This is a genomic window from Niabella soli DSM 19437 (assembly GCF_000243115.2).
Taxonomy (GTDB): Bacteria; Bacteroidota; Bacteroidia; order Chitinophagales; family Chitinophagaceae; genus Niabella; species Niabella soli.
The window spans coordinates 1,063,553-1,087,164 of record NZ_CP007035.1 but is presented as its reverse complement, the minus strand read 5'-3'; the positions used below and the strand labels follow the sequence as shown (position 1 = coordinate 1,087,164).

Here is a 23,612-nt window from a genome sequence, read left to right as displayed (position 1 = left end):
TTTGTCGATATGTTTGGAATGAAAAGAATAACAATCCTTATTAGCTGTATTTCAGTTGCTGTTTTATGTATCCCTGCTTGTAGCGGCAGGCAGCCAAAACAGGAAACCCGGCAACCGGTTGATTATATTAAAGCGATACCGGGGCCAAGCGACCCCGTACCTGTTGCTATAGCAAAAAAGGGGGAGGTGTTAATTGGTTATTCCGATTGTTATACCTGTCATAAAGAAGACCAGCGGTCTGTTGGCCCTGCTTTTAAAGATATCGCCAAACGATACCCGGTAAACCAGGCTTATATTGAATACCTCGCCAAAAAAATAATTCAGGGGGGAAGCGGAAGCTGGGGCAACGCCGTAATGACACCGCATGCGCAGCTTTCCTTTGATGATGTTGAAATAATGGTTAGCTATATTTTATCACTGCGGGAGTAGATCCGGGAAATTGAGGCGATGACACATTAGGGCATCGTCATTTCGATGAACCCGACGCAGCCCGCCCGGACGACGGTCAGACGGGGAGGCGGAAGAGAAATCTCATCATTTAGGAGCTTCAGCGGCTTGTTTTTCGCTATTGGATACTGGCGCTAAGCAAGTCGTGAAATGTCAAACGATAAACGTGAGCAACCCGCGTCTGTCGATAGTATAATAAATCGGCATCAAAATTATTTTACGGAGTGTACCTACGGCACACCAAAATGATCTGCTGCTGTAACAAGTCTACCAACAGGTTGTTCCGATGGAACAAAACAGGCGAAACGGCTCCCCGGTACTTTGTATAAGAGGAGTGTTGAAAAATGCCTTCGGCATTGCCCATTTTTAGAACCGTAGCGTATAATGATTGACCATGCCGCGTAGCGGCTACCCATTGAAAAAAAATAGTAGTAATTCTAATGGCCGTTCAGTATTACATCATTGCACCCGATTAAAATACTGCTAATTCACCAACACTTCATCGCAAAATACCCAGCCTTTCTTGCCTTTTCGGGGATGCCAGGCCGGCAAACGAACGGGCTTTGCAACCAGTTTTATAAGACTGACCTGCCGGGGTTGAAAAGAGCCGGTGAAATCGGCGAGATAAGCAGGCTGATTGGCGGAAGGCTGTGTGGGGCGGGTTTGAGATAGTAATTGCAGCGACTGGGTGGTGGTGCCTCCCCAAACCTGCAATACATCAGGAGGAAATATGTCGCTTCCGGTGGCTACCAGCCCGTTTAATGTAAGAGCGCTCACTTTTACAGGCTGTTTGAAAAATAAGTATATTTCAAGCACGCTGTCCTGGTATCCTACCCATTCGGGTGTGCCAAAGTTAACACCGCCCAAAGCTTCATCAATAAATGCTTTTCCATCCATAGCATTCTTAATATACCGCGGGTTGGGGCGTGTTATTAAAAAAACGCTGTCCACTTTTATTCCGCTTTTATAAAAGCCGGCTGTAGCCGTGTCGCTGCTGATCCATCCTTTTAAGAATGCCCGTGCATGAATGACAGCGGATTTGCCGATAATAAACGGCTTTTCATAACCGGGGGATTTCAGACTGTCGGGCGGGTTGCCATCCGTCGTGTAACGTATGATGGCTGCTTTAACCGGGCTTTTAATGGTGATCAGGGATGTATTGCTGAAGATCTGTTTATCATTTGCTGCAGTTATTATGGGCGTGCTCAATTTCGCAATGACCGTATCGCCCTTATAACCGATGTCAAAGGCGGCTTTGGGAAAGTTACTTTTTAACGATGTCAGGTCTTTGTCTGTAATGGCGGTATTCCACACCTCAATAGCGATAAGGGTTTTTAATTTTGCCAGCGGTTGCAGTCCGCCCGTCGTAATGCCGGTTCCGGAAAGGGAGAGTTGTTTTAAATGCTGCAAACCGGCCAGGTACTTTATTCCGTCTCCTTTTACTTTGGTAAAGGAAAGGTTGAGCGCTCTCAGGTTACTAAAACTGCCAATGGCTTTAAGGTCTTCATCCGTTACAGGCATCTTGCTCAATTGTAAAGACACAATATTGTCTTTTACCTTTTCCAGCTCTTTTAATTGTTCACCTTTAAATTGAGCTGCGCTAAAAAAACTTACGTCCAGGGCGGGGGAGCCGGTTGCGATGGGCGCCACCACGCGATAAGAATTGCTGAGCTTTTTCACTGTATTTTCATCCGCCGCGGCAAAAGTGTACTGTTCTTCATCCTTGCTTTTAAAGAAAGACCGGGCAATCATTTTCAACGAATCCGAATCAGGCAGCGTCGCTAATTTTTGTGTAAAGCTGCTTCCCGCTTTGATCCACAGGTACAGGATCCGGGCTTCCTCATCAGTAAGTTGCGGTTTACCCTGTGGAGGCATGTGTTCTTTACTTTCCAACGGTAAATGAATACGCTGCATCAATAAGCCAAAGCCGGCAGCCGTTGTATCCCAGAGTTTTCCGTCTTTACCTCCTTTTAATAACAATTGTTGTGTTTCCATTACCAGCTCGCCTTTGGCCTTGCTACTGTTATGGCAGCTCATACATTTCTTTTCAAAAATGGGTTGGATCAGGTGCGTATAAACAATCGCATCTTCAAAAGGCACCTGGGGCGTTTCGCTTTTAGCAAGCACGGGCGAAAAAAGAAAATCTTCACCATGCGTTATATTGCCGCCAATATGACCGGCCACTAATAAGACAGCCGCAACGCCTATACCTGTAACAGTAGTAATCGCCTTGTTCCTTCTGACCTGGTCTTTAAGGCCATACCATCCGAAGGCTAATAAGGAGCAGGCGATGCCCAGCCATTTATGCGTAGTCACTTCATCCCCGCCATATCCCGGCTCTTTTGATAAAAAAAGACCCATTAGTGCTGTAATTACCGTAGTAAATGCGGCGGAAAGCAATAGCCAGTTAGCGGTATTTTTTGGAACCGCTGCGCGGGAAGAGGCCACGATGAGCTCTGATCCAAAAGCCAATAGCAGCAGCACGATAGGGAAGTGCAGGACCAATGGGTGCGCGCGGCCAAATACCTGTAAAAAAGCCGGCAACCGTAGCTCACTTCCAAAGAACAGCAAAAAAACCAATAAGCAGTTTAAAAAGATACAGGCATTAAAGATAATTGCCTGCGCGCGCGATCGTTCCTCCATCATTTTACTTTTATGCTTGAACTTTTTTGAACCATTAGGCATTAAGCTCATTAAGAAAACCGCTTATTAGGCTATTAGTTCCAATTTATACGGATATACTTTGCCGGAATTCCATTGTGCCACATACATATTTTCTTCATCATCGATGCACACATCATGCGGATAATCGAATACCTTAAGACTCTGACTCATTTCCTGAAGTTGCCCGCCGTTATATACCGGATCACTACCGGCAAGATTGGACACTACTTTATTATTTTTATCGAGGATGGTTACAAAACCTGATTGTTTTCCCTGCAGGCTGTTGCTTTGTAAAACGGCTGCATGCAAATAGTCGCCATGAATGACAGGGCGGCATACCCAGGCGCCGGGCAGTTCGATCGAGTCCAGGTAAACGCCTTCCATCGTATACCGTTTAAATGCATTTTGCTGCCGGGAGGTTACAATGAGCACCGGCTTGCCCTTTCGCTTATCTATACAAATGCCGTGTGCATTTTTCAGGTGTTTGGCTTCCGTGCCTCGTCCGCCAAAATGCCTTATATAACGGCCTTTTGCATCGTATTGAATTACAAAATCTTTTCCATAACCATCTACTACATAAATATCGCCATTGGCTGCAATAGCCGTTTCTGTTGGTATATACTCATCGGCCTTTGTATATTCACCGGTTTCTTTAGGGTAATCCAATACCATCAGTACCTTGCCGTCGATTGTTGTTTTTATAACCTGGTGGCGTTTGTTATCGCAAATAAACAATACCTCTGTACCATTTTCATTAAACAGGGTCAGCCCGTGCGCGCCCGGGTATTCTGTGCCCCAACTATTCAGGTACTTCCCGTTTTTATCATAGATGATTACATTGTTTTTTGTTTCGTCTGTAAGCAACAGTATGCGGCCCTTACGGTCCTGCAACATCTCATGACAATTATTCACGGGGTATTTGGCCACATCAGCCTGGCTCCACCGTGTGTTTAATTTATACCGTTTTTTGCCCTGGCCCAGGATCACGTCGTTTTTTATCAACCATTCGGGTGCATATATGGCGCCAATGGTGCCGAGTGCTGTATTTTGAAGAAATGCTTTTCTGTTCATGATTTATTTTTATTAAATGCCCAACGCGTAATGCTGAACGCACAACGCTATTGACTATTGACGTTGCTACGCCATCAACCCTTTCACCACTTTACCTGCCACATCCGTAAGCCGGTAACGGCGCCCCAGGTGTTTATATACCAGCTTTTCATGATCAATACCCATCAGATGCAGGGCCGTAGCATGAAAATCATGTACATGCACGGGGTTCGATACAATGTTGTATCCAAACTCGTCTGTTTCTCCATATACACCGGGTTTTACGCCGCCGCCCGCCATCCACATGGTAAAGCAACGGGGATGGTGATCGCGCCCGTAATTCTCTTTGCTAAGGGCGCCCTGGCAATAGTTGGTGCGACCAAACTCGCCGCCCCAGATCACCAGTGTTTCATCCAGTAATCCTCTTTGCTTCAAATCGGTGACCAGGGCAGCCGATGCCTGGTCGGTATCTTTACATTGTCCCGCTAACTCTTTGGGAAGATTGCCATGTGAATCCCATCCCTGGTGGTACAACTGTACAAAACGGACGCCGCTTTCTGAAAGTTTGCGTGCTAATAAACAGTTGGCCGCATAGGTACCGGGCACCAAACAATCAGGGCCGTATAATTTAATAATAGACTCCGGTTCTTTGCTCAGGTCGGTTACTTCCGGAACCGCTGTTTGCATGCGGTAGGCCATTTCATACTGCTGTACCTTTGCTTTTATCTCCGGATCGCCCGCCACGGCATAGTTCTCATTGTTGAGCTCAGCCAGTTTATCCAGCATTTTTCTTCGCTCCGTTTTATCCATTCCGTCGGGATCGCCTAAATACAATACAGGATTTTCGCCATTGCTGAATTGTACGCCCTGGTGTATCGAATCTAAAAAACCATTCGTCCATAATTTGGAATACACGCCCTGTCCGTTTCCTTTGCCCTTTGATAATAGCACGCAGAACGCAGGAAGGTTTTTGTTTTCGCTGCCCAAGCCATAGCTCAGCCACGATCCCATACTGGGGCGGTTACCCACCTGGGCGCCTGTTTGAAAAAAGGTGAGGGCGGGGTCGTGATTGATCGCCTCCGTATATAAACTTTTTACAATGCACAGGTCGTCTACAATGCGGGAAGTGTAGGGGAGCAGCTCACTGACCCATGCCCGGTGCTCGCCGTATTGCTCAAATTTAAAAACGCTTCCGGCCAGGGGGAATTTTGCCTGGTTCGCTGTCATGCCCGTTAAACGTTGTCCCTGGCGTACCGATTCAGGTAAATCCTGGCCCTGCATTTCCTGCAGCTTGGGTTTGTGATCAAACAGATCCAGTTGTGAAGGCGCGCCATTCTGAAACAAATAGATAATGCGTTTGGCTTTGGGTGCAAAATGGGGCAGACCGGAAACTATGGCTTCTTCAACATCTTTGCCACTGAACAGGTCAGGGATTAAAAGAGTACCTAAAGCGGCCCCGCCAATGCCCATTCCTAATTTGGTAAGGAACCGGCGGCGGTTCTGGTTCAGGCCATATTCATATGCTTCTTTTTCCATACTATTTTGTTTTTTATCAGATCCTGACGATCGCTTCTTCCATATTGTAGATCATGTTGATGACGCGCACCAATGCCGCTGTTGCCGCAGGGTCCGGCGGATTGTCCGGATGAGGATATTCGCCGACATCGATAATTTTATTAACCGTTTCTTTCTTCTTTCTGAATGTTGACAACTGATCGTTATAATAGGCGGTCAGAATACCGGCTTCTTTTTTATCCGGCACCCGGCAAACAATACTTTCAAAAGCTTTACCGATGGCTTGTTCCGGATTACGTTCCTTTGCGGTGAGCTGCTCAGCAAATACTCTTGAGGCTTCCAGTACTGTAGGATCGTTCATCATCACCAGAGCTTGCAGCGGTGTACTGGTCGTCAATCGTTTTACTTCGCACTGATCCCGGTTACTGGCATCAAAAATGATCATCGATGGGGGAGGAACCGTTAGTTTGATAAAGGTATAAATACCCCTCCGGTACAGGTCATTGTTCTTATCCTGCCGGTATACGGTTAAGGATCCTCTTCCAGAGGTAGCCATTTCCCAAAGGCCTTTTGGCTGATAGGGCTTTACGCTGGGGCCGCCAATTTCGTTCACTAACAAGCCGCTGCTGCCCAGCACCATGTCCCGTATGCTTTCCGCCAGAAGCCGTATCCGCGCCGCCCGCGCATAATATAAATTCTCCGGATCTTTTGCCAACGCTTCTTTAGTTATGTTTGAGGACTGCCGGTAAGTGGCAGAAGTCACTATTTCTTTGATCAGACGTTTAATATCCCAGTCATGTTCCATAAAATCTACTGCCAGCCAGTCGAGCAATTTGGGATGGGTGGGTAAGTTACCCTGCATGCCAAAATCGCCTGTGGATTTTACAATGCCTTTACCAAAAAACTGTTCCCAGAGCTGGTTAACAAAAACACGGGCGGTTAAAGGGTTGCGTTTATCTACCGTCCACTCGGCCAGTCCCAGCCTGTTTTTTTGATATTTGGTAGTATCAAATTTCATCACCGCCGGCAGCGCGCTGGCCGTTACCTCAGTGCCGTGCTGATCATATACCCCTCGGTTCAGAATATAGGTGGCGCGCATCGTGTCCAGCTCGCCCATTACGCAGACTTTAACACTGGCGGTATCTCTTTTATTAATGAATTGCAACAGGTTTTTGGTATCTTCAGATGTAATCGTCAACACGGGCGTTTTTGCCGGCCCGGAATTAACCAATCCCTCTAATCCTTTTTCCTTGCTGTTATTAAAAAATGCAAAGAGCTGGTAATAGTCTTTTTGGGAAATAGGGTCATACTTATGATCGTGGCATTGTGCGCATTCTACGGTAAGCCCGAGCAAAGCCCTGGAATAGGTTTTTACTTTGTCAAGATTATATTCCACGCGGTACTCCTCCGGGATAACGCCACCTTCTTCGGTTATTTTGTGGTTGCGTAAAAATGCAGTGGCCAGTATTTTTTCTTTTGAGGAATCCGGCAGCATATCGCCCGCCAGTTGCCAGGTAATGAACCGGTCGTACGGCATGTTTTCATTAAACGCATGGATCACCCAGTCACGATAGGGCCATTGGGTCCGGATGTCATCATCCTGGTAACCATAACTGTCGGCATACCTGGAAACATCTAACCAATGGATGGCCATTTTCTCCCCATAATGTGGAGAGGATAAAAGTTTATCAACTATTTTTTCATAAGCCAGGGGACTGTTGTCTGCAACAAACTCTTTCTGTAATTGAATGTCGGGCAATAAGCCGGTAAGGTCCAGTGAAATTCTTTTCAGCAGTGCTTCTTTACCGGCTTCGGGGTTATGAGTGAGGTGTTTTGCTTCTAATTTTTCTTCTATAAAATAGTCGATCTCATTTCTGGCCCATTTATGATCATCGATCTCCGGTAATTTTGTTTTTTGAGGAGTGGTAAAGGCCCAGTGTTTTTCATATTTAGCGCCCTGTTTGATCCATTTGGTCAATATGGCAATTTCATTTTCATTCAGCACTCCCAGATGCGATTCCGGCGTGGGCATCTGGTAAGACGCATCGGCAGAAGTGATCCTTTTGATCATTTCCGATGCTTCCGGCTTCCCGGGCACAATGGCATAAGCGCCTTTGGTTTCCCGTAAAGGAGCTTTGGCAAATTTTTCAATATCCAGCCGCAGACCCGCTTCCTGCTTATTCTTATCAGGCCCGTGGCAGGCAAAACATTTGTCGGATAGAATGGGGCGAACATCATAGTTATAACTCACCAACCCGTCGTTTTCCCCTTTCGATTTATGGCTGCATCTTGAAAACAAAAAAGCACCCATTAATGCAAAAGCGATAACACTGATAGTAATCGGAAATCTCACGGCAAACAATTATAAGAAAGCGCGTTAATAAATTTATGTACCTCCAAATTTACTCATCCGGCTGGTATGTACAATGGATTTTAATTTTATTTTTATAGATTGTCTTATGGTGCGTTTTGCAAGGAAGCGTTGTAAAACATGCCTGCGGGAATGGGGAGGCCGGCCCGGATATAATCATTAATTTTAATCCGCAAGGCAAAAGGCTCTTGATTTACAAAAAAAATATAAATGAAAGGCTATCTTAAGATTTTGTTTTTTATCTGTTGCTGGGGTACAGGAAAGGCACAGCAATCACCGGGGCAAACAACGCAAAAGCCCAATATCATTTTGTTCCTGGTAGATGATATGGGCTGGATGGATACTTCGCAACCGTTTGGTGACTCGGCAATGGCATTGAATCATAAGTTTCACACCCCCAATATGGAACGCATGGCAAAAGAAGGGATACTGTTTCACCAGGCTTATGCCAATTCCGTTTGCACGCCTACCCGCACCAGTTTGATAAGTGGTATGAGCGCTGCCCGCACCCATATTACTAACTGGACCGCCATTACGCCTAACGAAGCAACCGATTTTAAAGACGACCAGTTAACGGCACCTAAATGGAATATAAACGGGCTCAGTAATATTGCTGAACAAAATACCTACCTGTGTAAGAAGCCCTTACCGCAATTGTTGAAGGAAGCCGGGTATTTTACCATTCATGTAGGGAAAGCGCATTGGGGAAGCCTGGGTAGCGGGGGCAGTGACCCCATGAACCTGGGTTTTGTGGTAAACATCGCCGGTTCATCGCTGGGGCATCCCCAAAGTTATTACGGCGAACAAAACTTTGGCAATATGCCCGGCAAAACAACCTTTAACGCCGTGCCTGACTTGCAGCGATTTTATGGGAAAGATACTTTTCTTACCGAGGCGCTCACACAAAAAGCAATAGCAGCCATGAATTTTCCTGTGGAAAACAAAAAGCCTTTCTTTTTATACCTGGCCCACTATGCAGTGCATATGCCCATTCAGCCAGACAAAAGATTTATTAATAAATACCTTGCCGCCGGACTGGATCCTACGGAAGCGGCTTATGCCACACTGATTGAAGGCATGGATAAAAGCCTGGGCGATATCATGCACTACCTGAAAGAAAAAAAGATAGAGAAAAATACGGTGGTCATTTTTATGTCGGACAATGGCGGTTTGGCCAATGCAGGCAGGGGAGGTGCGCGCAATACGCAGAACCTGCCACTGCGTGCAGGAAAAGGATCGCCTTATGAAGGGGGCATCCGGGTTCCTGTGATGGTGAGGTGGCCCGGTGTGGTGCAACCCGGTACCCGTACCAACAGCTATGTAAGTGCCGAGGATTTCTTTCCGTCGGTGCTTGAAATGGCCGGTATTCGGTTAAACACGCCTGTAGATGGAATCAGCTATATTCCGGTGCTGAAGAATCCGGCAATGGTGAAAAATGATCGCCCTTTATTGTTCCATTATCCCAACCGCTGGACAAGCAATGAGGACGAGGGTTATGCCTGGTCGAGCGGTATGCGCTATGGTAAATGGAAACTGGTTTATTTAATGAAACAGCAAAAATTAGAACTATACGATATTGAAAAGGATTTGGGAGAACAACATGATCTTTCAAAATCCGACCCGCAACAGCTCAAAGAACTCGCCCGGTTAATGACGGCTGAATTGAAACGGAAAGGCGCTCAAATGCCAGTCTGGAAAAGCAGCGGCATCCCGGTAGCCTGGCCCGATGCGCTCGTTAAGTAGAATAGGGAAATGGGCTTTTTGCTTTCGACAAAAGGGAGGCTCCTGCGGCAAATAAATGTTGTTTTTACAATTATTTTATTTTTTATATTTGGAGTATTATTTCAAATTTAATAGTGCCATAAATATGAAAGCCTTCCGATTGCTGGTATTTTTACTGATAGCCCCGATGATCCTTTTTGGTCAGCGGCCCACGGTTAACGCAGGCGAAGACCGGGACGTTGTAACCGGCGGAAAAACCTATCTGTCTGGTGTAATTAAATCATCGGCTGATAAAATAACCTGGAGCAAGGTTTCCGGTCCGGGTGCCGTGGTATTCAGCCATGCCGATAAAAAAGACGCTACAGCTACTTTTTCTGCTCCGGGGGAATATGTGCTGCAGTTAACGGCAACAGAAGGGGCGCAGGCAACTTCGTCTACCTTAAAAGTGAGTGTGCATGAACCACCGCCTGCAAAACGCCTGGATGTGGTATACACCAAACGGTATAAAATCGACAGCAAATTGTGGAGCGACAGGCTGAAGACCATGATCGTTAACTGGATCCCCTGGTGCATCGATCAATGCGAGCGCACCGATCTTACCACCGGCGACGGAGGCATTGATAATTTTATTGAAGCGGCTAAAGCGCTGCGGGGTGAGCCACATAATAAGCACAAAGGATATGTGTTTTCCAATGCCTGGGTACACCAAACAGTAGAATCGATGTGCGAAGCGCTGATGGTAGATCCGCAGGGAGACGCTGAAATGATTGCGGCACAGGCTAAAATGAAAAAGACGCTGGATAAATGGATCCCCATTATCCTGTCGGCACAGGAGCCCGATGGATACTTACAAACGGCGTTTACCTTGCGCGATACCAGCAAATGGCACCAGCGCTGGTCGCCGGAGCGGCGGGGCAACCATGAAGGGTATGTGGCCGGTTATTTTATCGAATCAGCCATCAATCATTATACCCTTACCGAAGGAAAAGACAAACGACTGTACAATGCCGCTAAAAAGCTGGCCGACTGCTGGGTTGCCAATATTGGCCCCGGCAAAAAGACCTGGTACGATGGGCATCAGGAAATGGAGCAGGCGCTGGTGCGCTTTGGCCGTTTTGTAAATGATATGGAAGGCAAAAAAAGTCACGGCGACAGCTATATCCGGCTGGCTAAATTTTTATTGGACAGTCGCAACGGCGGCAGCTCATACGATCAAAGCCATGTGCCCGTGCAGCAGCAATATGAAGCCGTAGGCCATGCAGTGCGTGCGGTGTATAATTATTCCGGCATGGCCGATGTGGCCGCCGAAACAGGGGATAAGGATTACCAAAGCGCCGTGTTGTCGTTATGGGATAATATGGTGAACAAAAAATATTACCTCACCGGCGGAATCGGCAGCGGCGAAACCTCCGAAGGTTTTGGTCCCAACTATTCACTGGGCAATAATGCGTATTGTGAATCCTGCTCCAGTTGCGGACTGATCTTCTTTCAATATAAAATGAACCTGGCTTATCATGATGCCAAATATGCCGATCTTTATGAAGAAACGATGTACAATGCATTGTTAGGTTCATTGGATCTTAATGGAAAAAACTTTACCTATACCAATCCCTTAAACACGGCCGAAGGCCGCTACCAATGGCATGTTTGTCCCTGCTGCGTGGGCAATATCCCCAGAACCTTGCTGATGATTCCCACCTGGACCTATGTAAAAGGAACGGATGGTTTATATGTGAACCTGTTTATCGGCAGTACTATAAATGTTGAAAAAGTAGCCGGCACAGATGTGGAAATGATTCAAAAAACAGATTATCCCTGGAGCGGTAATATGTCATTGGTGGTGAACCCCAAGCAAACAAAGGCGTTTACGCTTTACATCCGGGTGCCCAACCGTGCTACCAGCAAACTGTATACTACGTTTCCACAAGTAAGCGGGCTGGAATCATTGATGGTGAATGGCCAGCCGGTTCCGGTAAAAATAGAAAAAGGCTATGCCGTTATCAAGCGCACCTGGAAAAAAGGAGACAGGGTAACCTGGGCGATACCCATGCAAATACAAAAAGTTACGGCAGATAATAAGATCAAAGCAGACCAGGATAAAGTGGCGTTGCGCTATGGGCCGTTGGTTTATAATGTGGAGCAGGCCGATCAACCCAATATTGACCAATCCCTGGGTAATGCACCGCTTTCTTTGGAGTGGCAGCCCAATTTTTTGCATGGAATCATGGCCATTAAAGGCAAGTGGGCCGACGGTACACCGCTGCTTGCCATTCCCAATTATGCGCGTCTGAACCGGGTACCCACAACGCCGCATCTTCCGCCCAATGATGATAAACAGGCGCAAAAGCCGTTGTCTGTTATTTGGATGAAAAAATAATGTTCTGATGTATTCTTCTACGCCATTACGTGGAAGCTATTTGCGTTATCTTCTGTTTTTTGTTCCAATTTTGCTTACAGTGTTCCGGCGCCATATTTTATCTTATTTAAAACGCTTATAGCAGAAGGCCCTGTATTCAAAATCAGAAAAAGGGGCGGCCATGCCATGTACCCGCAGTTCCACCGCCAATTGTTTTTTCTGTTTTGTTAAATGGGAGGGTAGCAGAAATTCCGAATCGTACCAGCGTAAAACCGGGTTGCATTGTGGGTCATACCAGGTGCCCGCAAATACACCATCAATATACACATCCGCTTCCTGGCGTGCTATGGCCTGATCCATGCGCCGCCGGAGTCGTACCTCTGCATTATCCGGGTCAATAGAAATTGTAAAACGGATGCGGCCGCCTTTGTGTGACAAACCCTCATCTTGTATGGTGGTGTATACATTATCGCCTTCGTATCGCGCCAGCAGGGATACAGGTGTTGCCATATCACTGCAATGATAGCCATGAAACGCCCGGCTGGAGGCATTGCCTACATCGATAAAATCTGTTTCAGAAAGACTGGGAGTTGACTTTAAATATGCATAGGCCAGGCTTGAATATTCAGAAGCAATATTATCTTCAGCTCCATGTTGAATTTTGGCATCAATGGCATTATAGAAGGGAAGGGGCATTTCCAGGTGAAAGCGGTAATAAGCAGCCGGAAATAAATAGTCTTCTTTAAATATAGTAAGAAACCGACTGGTATCCCCACCGCTAAGCCGGCGCACATCATTCACACTTCCCGCAAACGGGCTATGATAGGTTTTGCTGGGCCAGAAACAGCCCAGGTAGTAATCTTCTGTTCCTGTTCCATTAATCTGTGGCGTGCGGTTGCCATCCATATAAAAATGTTCATTGCCCTCGCAATAATGCTCCAACCGGCAGGTTTGTACAGTACCTACATACCAGCCGGTACCCGGTGATGCAAAAAACAACCAGTCTTTTCCGTATTCTGTAATTCCCTTGCGATAAAAGGTGGTAAAATAGCCCGTTTTATTTTCAGGATAAGGCGTCGCATCATACACAATTTTTGATTGAATATTGGAAAAAGAGCGCTCCGACCGGTTTTGCAAAATGATCCGCGCATTGCGCCAGTAGGGCATTACAAAGCGACAAGTTAGCTTTAACCGGTCTTTGCCGGATCTTTCAACAGAAAGCGGCAGCGACTGAACCGGGAGCACATAATCAGGCGTAGCAAAAAACATCCCGATGGGCGCCAGCACCTGGTATTGCCGGCTGTTATTGGTCGCTTCAAAAGCCAGCCGGGGCGCTTTATCATCTTTTTGTGTCGCCTCATCCCAGATCATTCCAATAAAAACATCTTTCAAAAAAGCTGCTGAGGTATCTGTTTCTATTTCAATAGAGCGAATGGATCCTGAGCCGGGCTGCCGGAACAGATTGATTTCCTGGCGTGGTAACAACTTGCTTTGTATTTGTTGGGCCGGATACTTTGCAACGGACGTTTTTTGATTGCCAAATGCTGCTAAAACAAAATCGTGCTGCTCCTGTGTTTTTGCCGGGTCGATCTTTGTGCCATAAGGATATTTCTCATACAAAATATGATAGAACGATGGATTGCCCTTAACACTTATACGAAGCGACCGCTGAAAGAAAATGGGAGCAAAGCTATTGCCGGCATAGGAGTCGCGGATATAATAGCCACGCCGTTGATAAGCAACCAGCGGTCTGGAAAAACCGGGCAGCCGACCCTGGTAAAAATCAATCGCCCGTATCGTATAACGCGGACTGTTTTCATCATCAAAATAAAATTTTAATACAGCACTGGAGTCGAGCGCTGTTGCCCACATGCTTTTGATACAGCCCGGTGCCCGCACATCAAAGATCACCGCATCGTCCTGTGCATCCCTGTATAAAAAATGATTTACATCGCCGTTTTGCTGATTCGGACTATGGCTTGAAAACTGACCGCACCATAGAGTGCCATCAGGAACAATAGGCAGGCGGGAAAGAAAAACACTGGTAATGTTATTGTTATTGGATTGACCTTGCACGTTACCAAAAAATCCTGCAATGTATAGGGCAATAAATACAAGTCGTTTCATAATCTGCAACTAAAAATAATAAACTTATACCAGAAACCAGGTCAACAAAGCCTGAACGGCACATAACATTTTTATCCTGAAGTGGCGCGTGGAGACACAGCGCCACGGCTGGTCGCCCTGATTCGTGGGGACACGAATCGGAAAAATGTTATTTCTTAAAAACTCCAGGATCTTGCTTTTGTCGTTTATAATGACGGATCAGTATTATAAACAGGATCACATCAAACGCCATATAAGCATACTGAGAGCGCGAGACGCCCACACCAAAAGGAAACCAGATGCCCTGAATATGCAGCGCCGATAATTCGGGTGCAAATAAACCCGTTGCAACCAGCAAGGTGGCCAGTAAAACAAGCCCTTTATCTTCTGTGCGCTGCCGTATGCCCCGGTAGATAATATACAATAGCAATAAAACAAATACCAGGCGTATGGCTTTGGAAAGCGTGTCAAAAACAGTGTGGGGAAGGGATTCAGCCACCCAGGGAAGCCCCAGCAATTGTACGCACATATAAATAAAGGTAAGCAGTAGGATGACCCGCGGCACCCAAACAGGTCGTACCAGTTTGTGCCAGTGCCACCAGGCCAGCAGCCAGCTACCCAGCACCAGCGGTATCAGGATAACCGTGGTAATCAGATCAAATGCATGAGCGCTCTCTATCTGGAGCCAGTAAAAAACAGCCTGGTTGGTGCGCACCAGGGCAAGCAGGATTAATGCCATCACAAACCATTTGTACTGCTTTCGGGGTTTGTACAAAATAAAAATCAGCAGTGCCAATAGTATGAATATAGCAGGCAGTATCACTTCCGCTATATAGCCTTTGATGGTTTGACCCCATTGGAATTTATATATCGTTTCAACACTACTTTGCTCACCCAATACCGGGGCAATATGGATCCCACCGGCATCCGGGAGCTGACTTATGGTGGCTTTGCTCATCCACACTCTAAAGGCAATCGTTACCTGGTTTTTATTTTTAAGGCTATCCGGCAGCAAAAATAACTGCGGGCGTATACTGTATGCAACCGGCACCGGGCCTGAAAAATCGCCGGCACTGCCCAATAGCACCCCGTTAACAAATAACTGATAAGCGTCATCAACAGCAGGGGGGCCGGCTATAGCCAGGTGGGCGCCTTTTACAGCAGGCAATGAAATTTTTAAACGGTACCAGGCAAACCCGGAATAATCGTTATGACCTTTAGCCGTCCACCCGGGCACATAGCCTGAAAGGCCAACATCGCCATCATGCGCACCCGGCGGGGCAGACAGATCTACCAACTCCCAGCCGGCATCATTAAAATCCGGGGCGCTCCATTGAGGTTTATCGCCGGTCTTAAATTTCCATGGGCCATCGCAGGTTATAACGGATGTATCATTATTAGGTGTAGCAGCGTTAGCCCCCGCAACGGCAAATAACACTGCAACGGTCAATAAAAGGACAGATGGTATTTTCATTCTGTGTTTGTTTCTTACGATAACGCACAGGCTTTTTATAAAGTATAGTGATTCATAATAAAGAGTATAAATTTATAGAAACGGTTTTAAAAATTCGATCGGTTACTTAAGTGAATATTGTTCCAATCGTCACCCTGACCGCATCCCGACGAAAGTCGGGAGAAGCGGAAGGGGCTCTCAATTCTCGGGGAGTCCGGTATCACTGAGATGCCTCGGCTCCACTTTGTAGCGCTCGGTATGACGATAGTATAATTTACTTTCAATACATGATGAAATCTGGTCATTTGCTGGACGCTTATAACTGGCGCTAAATCGCTGCGGCTATTTTTCTCGCCGTTTTTTTAAACTCACTCAAAGAGGTCGTTTTTATTATCTTATTCACTTTTATATTGAACACATTTTTTCCCTTTCTGACCATAATAAAGTAAAAACCCGTACCGTCCGTGTGGAAATAGGCCTCATCGCCTAAATCACTTATGTCTTCAATGCCATGTGGTTTATTTGCCAGCATAACATCTGCGTATCGTTTTTTGGCACCGGAAATTTGCTGGTATTGTTCAAACAGAAAATAGACAGCCCCTGTTTTCCCTGTCCCGGGTTCTGTAACATCGGTCTTGTAACTGCATAGGTAGGAAGATGACAATCCTTTTACTTTAGAAGAACTATCTGTTAAATGCGTAGATTGGCCCATTATTTTATCAGCATCCGCTTTTGTAAATAATTTCCAGGGGTCTATGGTGTTTGTATTACCTAAATGCCCGGTTGTAATAGCAGTAGTTACTACAATATTTTCTGAAATGCACTCAGAATCCTTGCAGCATAGGTCTTGCAGACCTGAAGGCCATATAGTTATTGTCATTCCAATTACTGCCGATATTTTATTAAATATCATATTGCTATAATTTTAGTTACTTAATGATTCCGTTTCTACTACCAATCACCAATTGTTTTTCGAGTGCTTCTTTATTGTTTCTTCCAATTTTTGCAGATAACCCATAAAACCGTTTTGAGTGTGTATAAAAATGAGGAAGCATTACTTTCACAATATCAAATCCGCCCAATAGGCAAGCGTAAGGAAACACAGGTTTGTATTTTAAAATTAAGATTTTTTCAAAAGTTCAGCATATGGTAAGAACAGTAGGATGTTATGTATTACTTAACATAATATAAATTATAGGAAAATATCGTATCTTTGTAAATCGCATACGGGGATTCTAATGGACTATTCGTCCAGGACATCGTGTGCGGTATTTAGGGTTAGGTTTAAAATGAGACGTCTCCATATTTCTATACGGAGACGTTTGTTTTACAGATTTTCCATCACTGCCCGCGGATGTATCGTTGTACAGGTTACCATCTTGAATGGATCAGCCTGAACCCACCGGTTGTCGAAACGTTCCATAGATCGCTGCACGGAGTTTTTCCCTGGATTCTGGTGCGCTCTGTAAACCCGGTAAGCCACTGCGGGAACCGCCCATAATCTATTTAAAACAAAAGAGCGATTCCCATGGCCGGCTTTGCCAATGAATCTTTATGAAACGGCTACGCACCAGAGCCGCGTAAACTCCAGCCAGTGCTTTCCCAGGCGCTCAGCTTTTAAAACAGCCTCCGATATCCCCTGACGGCTCAATTCTGATCAGCAATCCTATTTAACATAATATATCAAACTCCTAACCCGGCGGCCTTTTGTTGTCCTATTTAAATTTATATAAATGTAATTAATCAATTAATTATTATTTTATTATAAATATTATATATAAAATAATTTTATTTATATTCCTGACCACCAGCCATTTCCCGGATCCAGCGTCAGCCTTATTTCCATAGGTTTTAGTTCCTGGTTATGCTCCTTTTTTAAATGCTGTGTAGCAACAACCGGCTGCAATTTTTCCTCCAAATAATTGGTCATTTCCGGGTCGCCCGTATAAAATTCCTCCGCCTGCCGGCGATATTCCCGGCCAATGGCGGCCGGCAATAATTGGGTGGACGCGTTTTTATCAAACAACAACATTCCATTCCTGCATATCCAGTTAAAAAACAGGTTTTGGGCATTTAATTGCTGAATTACAAAGCTTAATGGGTGTATAATCATATTTACCTTGCCCAGGTGACTGGTAATTTCCTGAACCTCGGTTTTTAACGCGTCGTCAATTACACATTCATCCGGAGTGATCAGCAACAGATCGCAGCTAAATTGTCGCTGCTCGGTTCGCTGTTTGGTCATAAAACAATTACGACGGGTATGCACCAGCGTTTCGCAGCCATAGCAATAAATGATCAGGGGCTGCAGCCGTGCGGCAACCAGCTTTTTAATACAATAAAAGGCGTTTTGTTCCCGGCCGTTTAACTGGCTCATGTAATCTGGTCCTTTCATGGTTATTCAATTTTGGTGTTATAAAATAGGTTTCAGTGGTTATCCGCAAGGCCGTTTTTAAGGCGATGCCCCTCCCGTACAGCTACCAGGTGCGCCGCCTCCGACAGCTTTACCAGCCGGAAGTAAAACGGCAGTCCATGCAGCTCCGCCCCGCTGGCGTAATAGTTCAGCGCGCAGGTTACCATTTCCTCCCAGTGCTGCAGCCATTGGTGTAGCGACTGTTTTTTAAAAAACTTTTTAAACACCCGGTACGGATCACAAAATTCTTTTTGGGACAAACAACGCGGAAAATCGCTCCACGGGTTAGCTTTATTGCCCGGACTACAATAACAGCTCTTATCAAAAATGTCGTTTGCAGCAACGGCAACCGGGCTGCCTTTTTCATTCTTCAGCGCATGGGTGGCTTTTAATACAGAGCGTACAATTTTCATATCCAGCAGCACATCACAAGGCGCGTGCTCTTTGTATAATTTATCCGCTTGTGCATAGCTGATGATCTGTTTAATTTCCCGGCGTAGGGTTTTAATATCCGTGCTGGTAAAGGCTTCCGCCAGCACCTGGCGCGGATCGGCAATGCTGGCACCGCACCAGCAGGCCGTTTCAAACGGGTCTTTGGGCAATTTGTTTTTCATGGTTATTATTTTTGGTGATCTGTTTATTAGCACCCCAAAACTATACCCGCGGCAGGTCTGTATGCAACATCGCGGCATTGTAAAATACACGCGGCGCCTTGTTTTTAACCGGTGTATTTTACGTATCTTTAAAGTCATTATTAACGCTTAAATTTGAACCTATGACAAATACAAGTGCTATGGACAAAAAAATACATCAGGGCCGAAATGTAAAACGCTTCCGTGAAATGCTGGGTATAAAGCAGGACGCCCTTGCCTATGAGCTTGGGGATGACTGGAACCAGCAAAAAATTTCCCTTCTGGAACAAAAAGAAACCATTGACGCTCCCCTACTCCAACAAATTTCCGCTGCGTTAAAAATACCTGCGGAGGCCATACAGAATTTTGATGAGGAACATGCCGTAAGTATCATATCTAATACATTTAATACACACGACCAATCAAATGGCGTGAATGCTTTTCCTACTTTCAATTTTAATCCTGTTGAAAAAATGGTTGAGCTATACGAGCGCATGCTTCAGCAACAAAAAGAAATGATTGAGAAGTTGGAAAAACTAATTGAAAAGAAATAATTTTTAGGGCGTTCCCTACGGGTCGGGCTTTCCGCTATATCTTTTGTTCCGTTGCACTTCACAAAAGGATGCCGCTGCAATCCCTAACGCGGGGGAAATGGGTATAAAATTCGAAAAATTGATTGCCGAGAAATAGACTATTTATTATAAACTAATTGGCATGATTACAAATAAATAAACTTTCACCTATTTGAGAGGTCCGCATCAACATAAAACCAAAAACTATGACAAAAATTATGCTATCGATTGTTTTTGCATTAACAATAATGCAGCAATCATTTGCTCAAGTTGACAAGAAACAAAGCGATGGACAATTAACACAAAAGAGTAATGCCGTTGCATATCGACTTTTTCCAACGCAAAATATGTGGACATTTATAAAATTAAATACCAGAAATGGACAAATGTGGCAGGTTCAATTTGACGTAAAAGAGAAGAATCGCTCGGTGACAAATTTAAGTACAGAGACTTTAATAACGACAGACAAAGAAACGAACGATAGATTTACTCTTTACTCGACACAGAACATTTTTACATTCATACTGCTTGACCAACTTGATGGTAGAACTTGGCAAGTTCAATGGTCAATGAAAGAAGAAAACAGAGGAATGATATCGATACATTAAATTAAGATGATCGAAGAATTGCAGTAAAGACTTAAGCTTTAAACGAAGTTTCTGATCTTTTCAAAAACCAATTGAGCTTGCTTTTCCAAAATTGAAAGAGGCTATTGTTAACAAATTATAAAAGCTTCAAAGAAAATCTTTTAAAGTAGGTAAATTTAGCTATGCCAATCAGTAGAAATACAAGAAAGAAGAAGAATCGGTCAGGGAATAAGCTCGGGTCTCGAACAAAAAAACAGAACGAGTCTGCAATCGATGCTACCCCGCTAGGACAACCGTCAACTACTGGGCGTCCAATCGTAACGGAGGATGTTATATATACTATCGTTCCCGAGTTTCCTGACACTGACCCTCGCTCGAAGTTAGGAAATGGTCCGTATGGATCGGAGGGAGAATACATCGTAATCTATAGGCTTGGAGTGCCGGGGGTACAGAGTGCGAGTACAGAATTTAACTTCGACGCACTCGAATCAACAGGCGATAGCCTCATTGGAGCCCCAGCCGAAGTTAAACAATTTGATGTTTCATATCAACTATCACGAGATGGTGACGCAATTCATAATTTTACGTTGAGCACGAATGAAAATCATCGACTTGCTGCAGCAAAAATTCAGTTTCATGCAAAATCCTTTGGACATGCGGCTGCACAAGCTCACAATCTAATTATGCCATTCTTGAGTCAGCTATCGTTTACTCATGAAGTAGCAATCACCACTACCGGTCGCAAGATGGTCGAAGTAGCCACCGGTATTTGTCAACTGTCGCAGACTTGCATCGGGGCAGTCAAAGGAATGTCAATTGATCTTCGAGTTTCAACACCAGAGATCCGAAGATTGATGGCCTGTTATCGCGAAGGCCTCAGTTCATGCGAGCCGCTCTATCAAGTACTATCGTTCTACAAAGTTATCGAAGGCGTTTTTTCAATTCGCAAAATTGAGAGAGAGGCGATCAAAGAACAGGGGGAAACTCTTTATCAAGAATGCGAACGTATGCCTCAGGATCTTTCTGCAATTCTTCATCCCTCTGATTTATTGTATCAAGCAGAGTATTTTAAACCTTATGTTGGCCGTAAGTTTACTGACGTGAGAGATCGGCTTCGAGATACCTTAAGAGTTCCGATTGCCCATCTGAACTTTGACGAGATACAGCCTTTCGGTGCGGATTCATACGAAGATATGATGGTCGTGCATCGAGCGCTGCCTGTGTTGCGTTACATGGCGCGCACTTTATTGTCCTCTGTAGTATCGAACGGAAACAATGGTTAATGCTTACATACAACAATTATAATTTATTTCGTTTCGCGGTATCCACGAACCCTCGAACGACCGCCTGTCTACTGTCGATTTTAAATAAAAAAAGGTGAAGCAAAACGATACAATGATGGAAACCTTAGTAAAATTATTTTGTAATAAATAGAAACATTATATCGATTCTCCACAAAATAAAGGACCCATACCAATACAATATGAAAATTCCAACAATTAAAGGGATAATTGAAAGGCGAATACTCGTCAACTTTATTACGGAACCCGAATATGTAAAGAAAATTTTACCCAAGCCTTTTAAACCAAAAATCTTTCATGGAAAATCAATTGTAGGAATTTGTTTAATCCGGCTTAAAAACATCCGGCCAAAAGGGTTTCCTGATTTTTTAGGGGTGCGTTCAGAAAATGCGGCCCACCGAATTGCAGTTGAATGGAACGAAAATGGACAAATAAAACAAGGGGTTTTTATTCCCAGAAGGGACACTTCTCTAAAACTAAATACACTCGTCGGTAGAAGAATATTTCCGGGAAAACATCATTTAGCAAAATTTAATGTTATTGAAAACAATAACGATTATCATATCGACTTTACAAGCACTGATAACACAACTATTGAAATTGACGCAAGCCTTACCGACAAATTCAATGAAGATTCGATATTTAAAACTCTTGAAAATGCATCAAGGTTTTTTGAAAACGGTTCGGTCGGGTACTCTCCTAACGGCAAACATTTTGATGGACTAAAATTAGAGACACATAAATGGGAAGTAAAACCGCTAAAGGTCAAAAATGTAAAATCCAGTTTTTTCGAAGACAAAAACATTTTTCCAGAGGGTACCATACAATTTGATAATGCCCTTTTAATGGAAAACATCGGACATGAATGGAAATCATTGGATACAATAAAATGATTCCTCTCCATACTGCCGGGGTTCGCGTCCTTTTGAATTGGCCAACTTCTTTATTTAATAAATAAAGAATTCAACATTTATTTGGGTAGCCACTACGCGGCATGGCCAACCGTTGTATAATTCGTTTCTAAAAGGGGGTTATGCCTACGGCATATTTGTAAAGAATAAAAGATCATTAATATAATGTTTCCAAATATTTGCAGAGAATAAAAGTTATGAAAAAAGGCCCTTACTCCTCAGCCCTTTTCTGTTTTTTGTCTCGTAGAGACAACCCCTTTGTAGCCCATGTAACGGCGCGGGGTTTATGGTGTGCCGTAGGTACAACCCTTTTATCACCGGCTTGTTCAAATTTTTCTTTTAAAAGCAATACCATTTTTAACGAAACACGCTTGAAGGATTGGAGTTTTTATATTTTTAATGGTCTCGAAGGGTAGCCGCTATGCGGCATGGCAACCGTTGTATATTCCGTTTCTAAAAAGAGGTAATGCCTACGGCATATTTGTCGAGAATAAAAGATCATTAGTATAAATATTTGCAGAGAATAAAAGGAATGTTTTCTGCATATTTGCCAAAGACGAAGCGCAACCCTTTAAGTGCACTTGCCAAAGATAAAAGACATGAAAAAAAGGCCATTATCCCCCACCTTTTCTGTTTTTTGTCTCGTAGAGACAACCCCCTTGTAGCCCGTGTAACGGCCCGGTTTGGTGGTGTGCCGTAGGCACACCCCATGTAAATATTTATGATTATATTTATAACAAATTATTACCTATGCCTAACACCTACACCCAATTGCACATCCATTTTGTATTTGCTGTTAAATACCGGAAGGCGCTTATACAACCCGAATGGGAAGGCCGGTTACATAAATATATTACCGGCATTGTGCAACATAATGGTCATAAAATGATTGCCGTTAATTCCGCCGCTGATCACACGCATCTGTTTATTGGTTTAAATCCCAAACAATCCATTTCCGAATTAATGCGCCAGGTTAAAGGCGACAGCAGCGAATTTGTAAACAAAGAGAGATTTACCCGGCGAAAATTTTATTGGCAGGAAGGTTATGGTGCGTTTAGTCATGGCCATGCACAGATTGACACGGTTGTAAAATATATTCAGAATCAAAAAGAACATCACGCTAAAAAGCTATTCAGAGATGAATACCTGGAGTTGTTGAACGATTACGGGATTGAATACAATCCTTTGTACCTTTTTACCGATCCTGAAAACGATTAGGGTAGCCGCTACGCGGCATGGTCAATCGTTGTGATATATTATTTCTAAAAAGGGGTTATGCCTACGGCATATTTGTAGAGAATGAAGGTGGATGTTTTCGACATATTTACTTAAGACAAAGAGCTAATATTGGAGCACTTGCAAAAGATAAAAGGCATAAAAAAGAGATCGTTATTTGCCCCACTTTTTTTTCTGTTTTTTGTCTCGTAGAGACAACCCCTTTGTAGCCGTGTAACGGCCCCGGGTTTTATGGTGTGCCGTAGGTACACCCCTTTTTATCATCGGTTTGTTTAA

17 protein-coding genes are annotated in these 23,612 nt (G+C 44.4%); 8 read left to right on the top strand and 9 right to left on the bottom strand.

The window, feature by feature from the left end:
* Nucleotides 1-18 precede the first annotated feature (18 nt).
* Nucleotides 19-429, top strand: a complete 411-nt coding sequence (locus NIASO_RS04540) for a c-type cytochrome (RefSeq protein ID WP_245605226.1) — start codon at nucleotides 19-21, stop codon at nucleotides 427-429.
* 501 nt (nucleotides 430-930) lie between these two features.
* On the opposite strand, the gene NIASO_RS04535 is transcribed toward NIASO_RS04540, so the two are convergent.
* From NIASO_RS04535 to NIASO_RS04520, 4 genes are all read right to left on the bottom strand, one after another.
* Nucleotides 931-3,093: a DUF2231 domain-containing protein gene (locus NIASO_RS04535; RefSeq protein WP_245605225.1), complete on the bottom strand. Its 2,163-nt coding sequence runs from the start codon at nucleotides 3,091-3,093 to the stop codon at nucleotides 931-933.
* A 63-nt stretch (nucleotides 3,094-3,156) separates the two neighbouring features.
* Nucleotides 3,157-4,182, bottom strand: coding sequence for an NHL repeat-containing protein (locus NIASO_RS04530; RefSeq protein ID WP_008583122.1), 1,026 nt, complete (start codon nucleotides 4,180-4,182; stop codon nucleotides 3,157-3,159).
* A 66-nt stretch (nucleotides 4,183-4,248) separates the two neighbouring features.
* Nucleotides 4,249-5,697, bottom strand: a complete 1,449-nt coding sequence (locus tag NIASO_RS04525) for a DUF1501 domain-containing protein (protein WP_008583124.1) — start codon at nucleotides 5,695-5,697, stop codon at nucleotides 4,249-4,251.
* A 16-nt stretch (nucleotides 5,698-5,713) separates the two neighbouring features.
* On the bottom strand, nucleotides 5,714-8,029 hold the full coding sequence (locus NIASO_RS04520; protein WP_245605224.1) for a PSD1 and planctomycete cytochrome C domain-containing protein: 2,316 nt from the start codon (nucleotides 8,027-8,029) through the stop codon (nucleotides 5,714-5,716).
* 228 nt (nucleotides 8,030-8,257) lie between these two features.
* Between NIASO_RS04520 and NIASO_RS04515 the strand changes: the two genes are divergently transcribed.
* Complete coding sequence (locus NIASO_RS04515) at nucleotides 8,258-9,790, top strand: sulfatase (protein WP_008583127.1); 1,533 nt, start codon at nucleotides 8,258-8,260, stop codon at nucleotides 9,788-9,790.
* 124 nt (nucleotides 9,791-9,914) lie between these two features.
* Nucleotides 9,915-12,146: a glycoside hydrolase family 127 protein gene (locus tag NIASO_RS04510; RefSeq protein WP_008583128.1), complete on the top strand. Its 2,232-nt coding sequence runs from the start codon at nucleotides 9,915-9,917 to the stop codon at nucleotides 12,144-12,146.
* A gap of 102 nt (nucleotides 12,147-12,248) precedes the next feature.
* Here the strand turns inward: NIASO_RS04510 and NIASO_RS04505 are convergent, their stop codons facing one another.
* From NIASO_RS04505 to NIASO_RS04485, 5 genes are all read right to left on the bottom strand, one after another.
* On the bottom strand, nucleotides 12,249-14,252 hold the full coding sequence (locus NIASO_RS04505) for a DUF2961 domain-containing protein (protein WP_008583129.1): 2,004 nt from the start codon (nucleotides 14,250-14,252) through the stop codon (nucleotides 12,249-12,251).
* A 148-nt stretch (nucleotides 14,253-14,400) separates the two neighbouring features.
* Nucleotides 14,401-15,705: a glycoside hydrolase family 2 sugar binding gene (locus tag NIASO_RS04500; RefSeq protein ID WP_008583130.1), complete on the bottom strand. Its 1,305-nt coding sequence runs from the start codon at nucleotides 15,703-15,705 to the stop codon at nucleotides 14,401-14,403.
* A gap of 307 nt (nucleotides 15,706-16,012) precedes the next feature.
* Nucleotides 16,013-16,597 carry a hypothetical protein gene (locus NIASO_RS04495; protein ID WP_008583131.1) on the bottom strand — a complete coding sequence of 195 codons (585 nt, stop codon included), beginning with the start codon at nucleotides 16,595-16,597 and terminating at the stop codon, nucleotides 16,013-16,015.
* An 879-nt stretch (nucleotides 16,598-17,476) separates the two neighbouring features.
* Nucleotides 17,477-18,079, bottom strand: a complete 603-nt coding sequence (locus NIASO_RS04490) for a hypothetical protein (RefSeq protein ID WP_008583132.1) — start codon at nucleotides 18,077-18,079, stop codon at nucleotides 17,477-17,479.
* A 32-nt stretch (nucleotides 18,080-18,111) separates the two neighbouring features.
* Nucleotides 18,112-18,711, bottom strand: a complete 600-nt coding sequence (locus NIASO_RS04485) for a hypothetical protein (protein ID WP_008583133.1) — start codon at nucleotides 18,709-18,711, stop codon at nucleotides 18,112-18,114.
* Nucleotides 18,712-18,809: 98 nt separating this feature from the next.
* On the opposite strand from NIASO_RS04485, the gene NIASO_RS04480 reads away from it, so the two are divergent.
* From NIASO_RS04480 to tnpA, 5 genes are all read left to right on the top strand, one after another.
* A complete protein-coding gene (locus NIASO_RS04480; RefSeq protein ID WP_245605223.1) occupies nucleotides 18,810-19,283 on the top strand; it encodes a helix-turn-helix domain-containing protein in 474 nt (157 codons plus the stop codon).
* A gap of 224 nt (nucleotides 19,284-19,507) precedes the next feature.
* Nucleotides 19,508-19,909, top strand: coding sequence for a hypothetical protein (locus NIASO_RS04475; RefSeq protein WP_008583135.1), 402 nt, complete (start codon nucleotides 19,508-19,510; stop codon nucleotides 19,907-19,909).
* A 161-nt stretch (nucleotides 19,910-20,070) separates the two neighbouring features.
* On the top strand, nucleotides 20,071-21,171 hold the full coding sequence (gene mauJ, locus NIASO_RS04470) for a methylamine utilization protein MauJ (RefSeq protein ID WP_008583136.1): 1,101 nt from the start codon (nucleotides 20,071-20,073) through the stop codon (nucleotides 21,169-21,171).
* A 200-nt stretch (nucleotides 21,172-21,371) separates the two neighbouring features.
* Nucleotides 21,372-22,082 (top strand): DUF2071 domain-containing protein, encoded by a 711-nt coding sequence (locus tag NIASO_RS04465; protein ID WP_008583137.1) that lies wholly within the window; start codon nucleotides 21,372-21,374, stop codon nucleotides 22,080-22,082.
* Between the two features lie 768 nt (nucleotides 22,083-22,850).
* A complete protein-coding gene (gene tnpA, locus NIASO_RS04460; protein WP_008583140.1) occupies nucleotides 22,851-23,318 on the top strand; it encodes an IS200/IS605 family transposase in 468 nt (155 codons plus the stop codon).
* The last annotated feature ends 294 nt before the right edge of the window (nucleotides 23,319-23,612 follow it).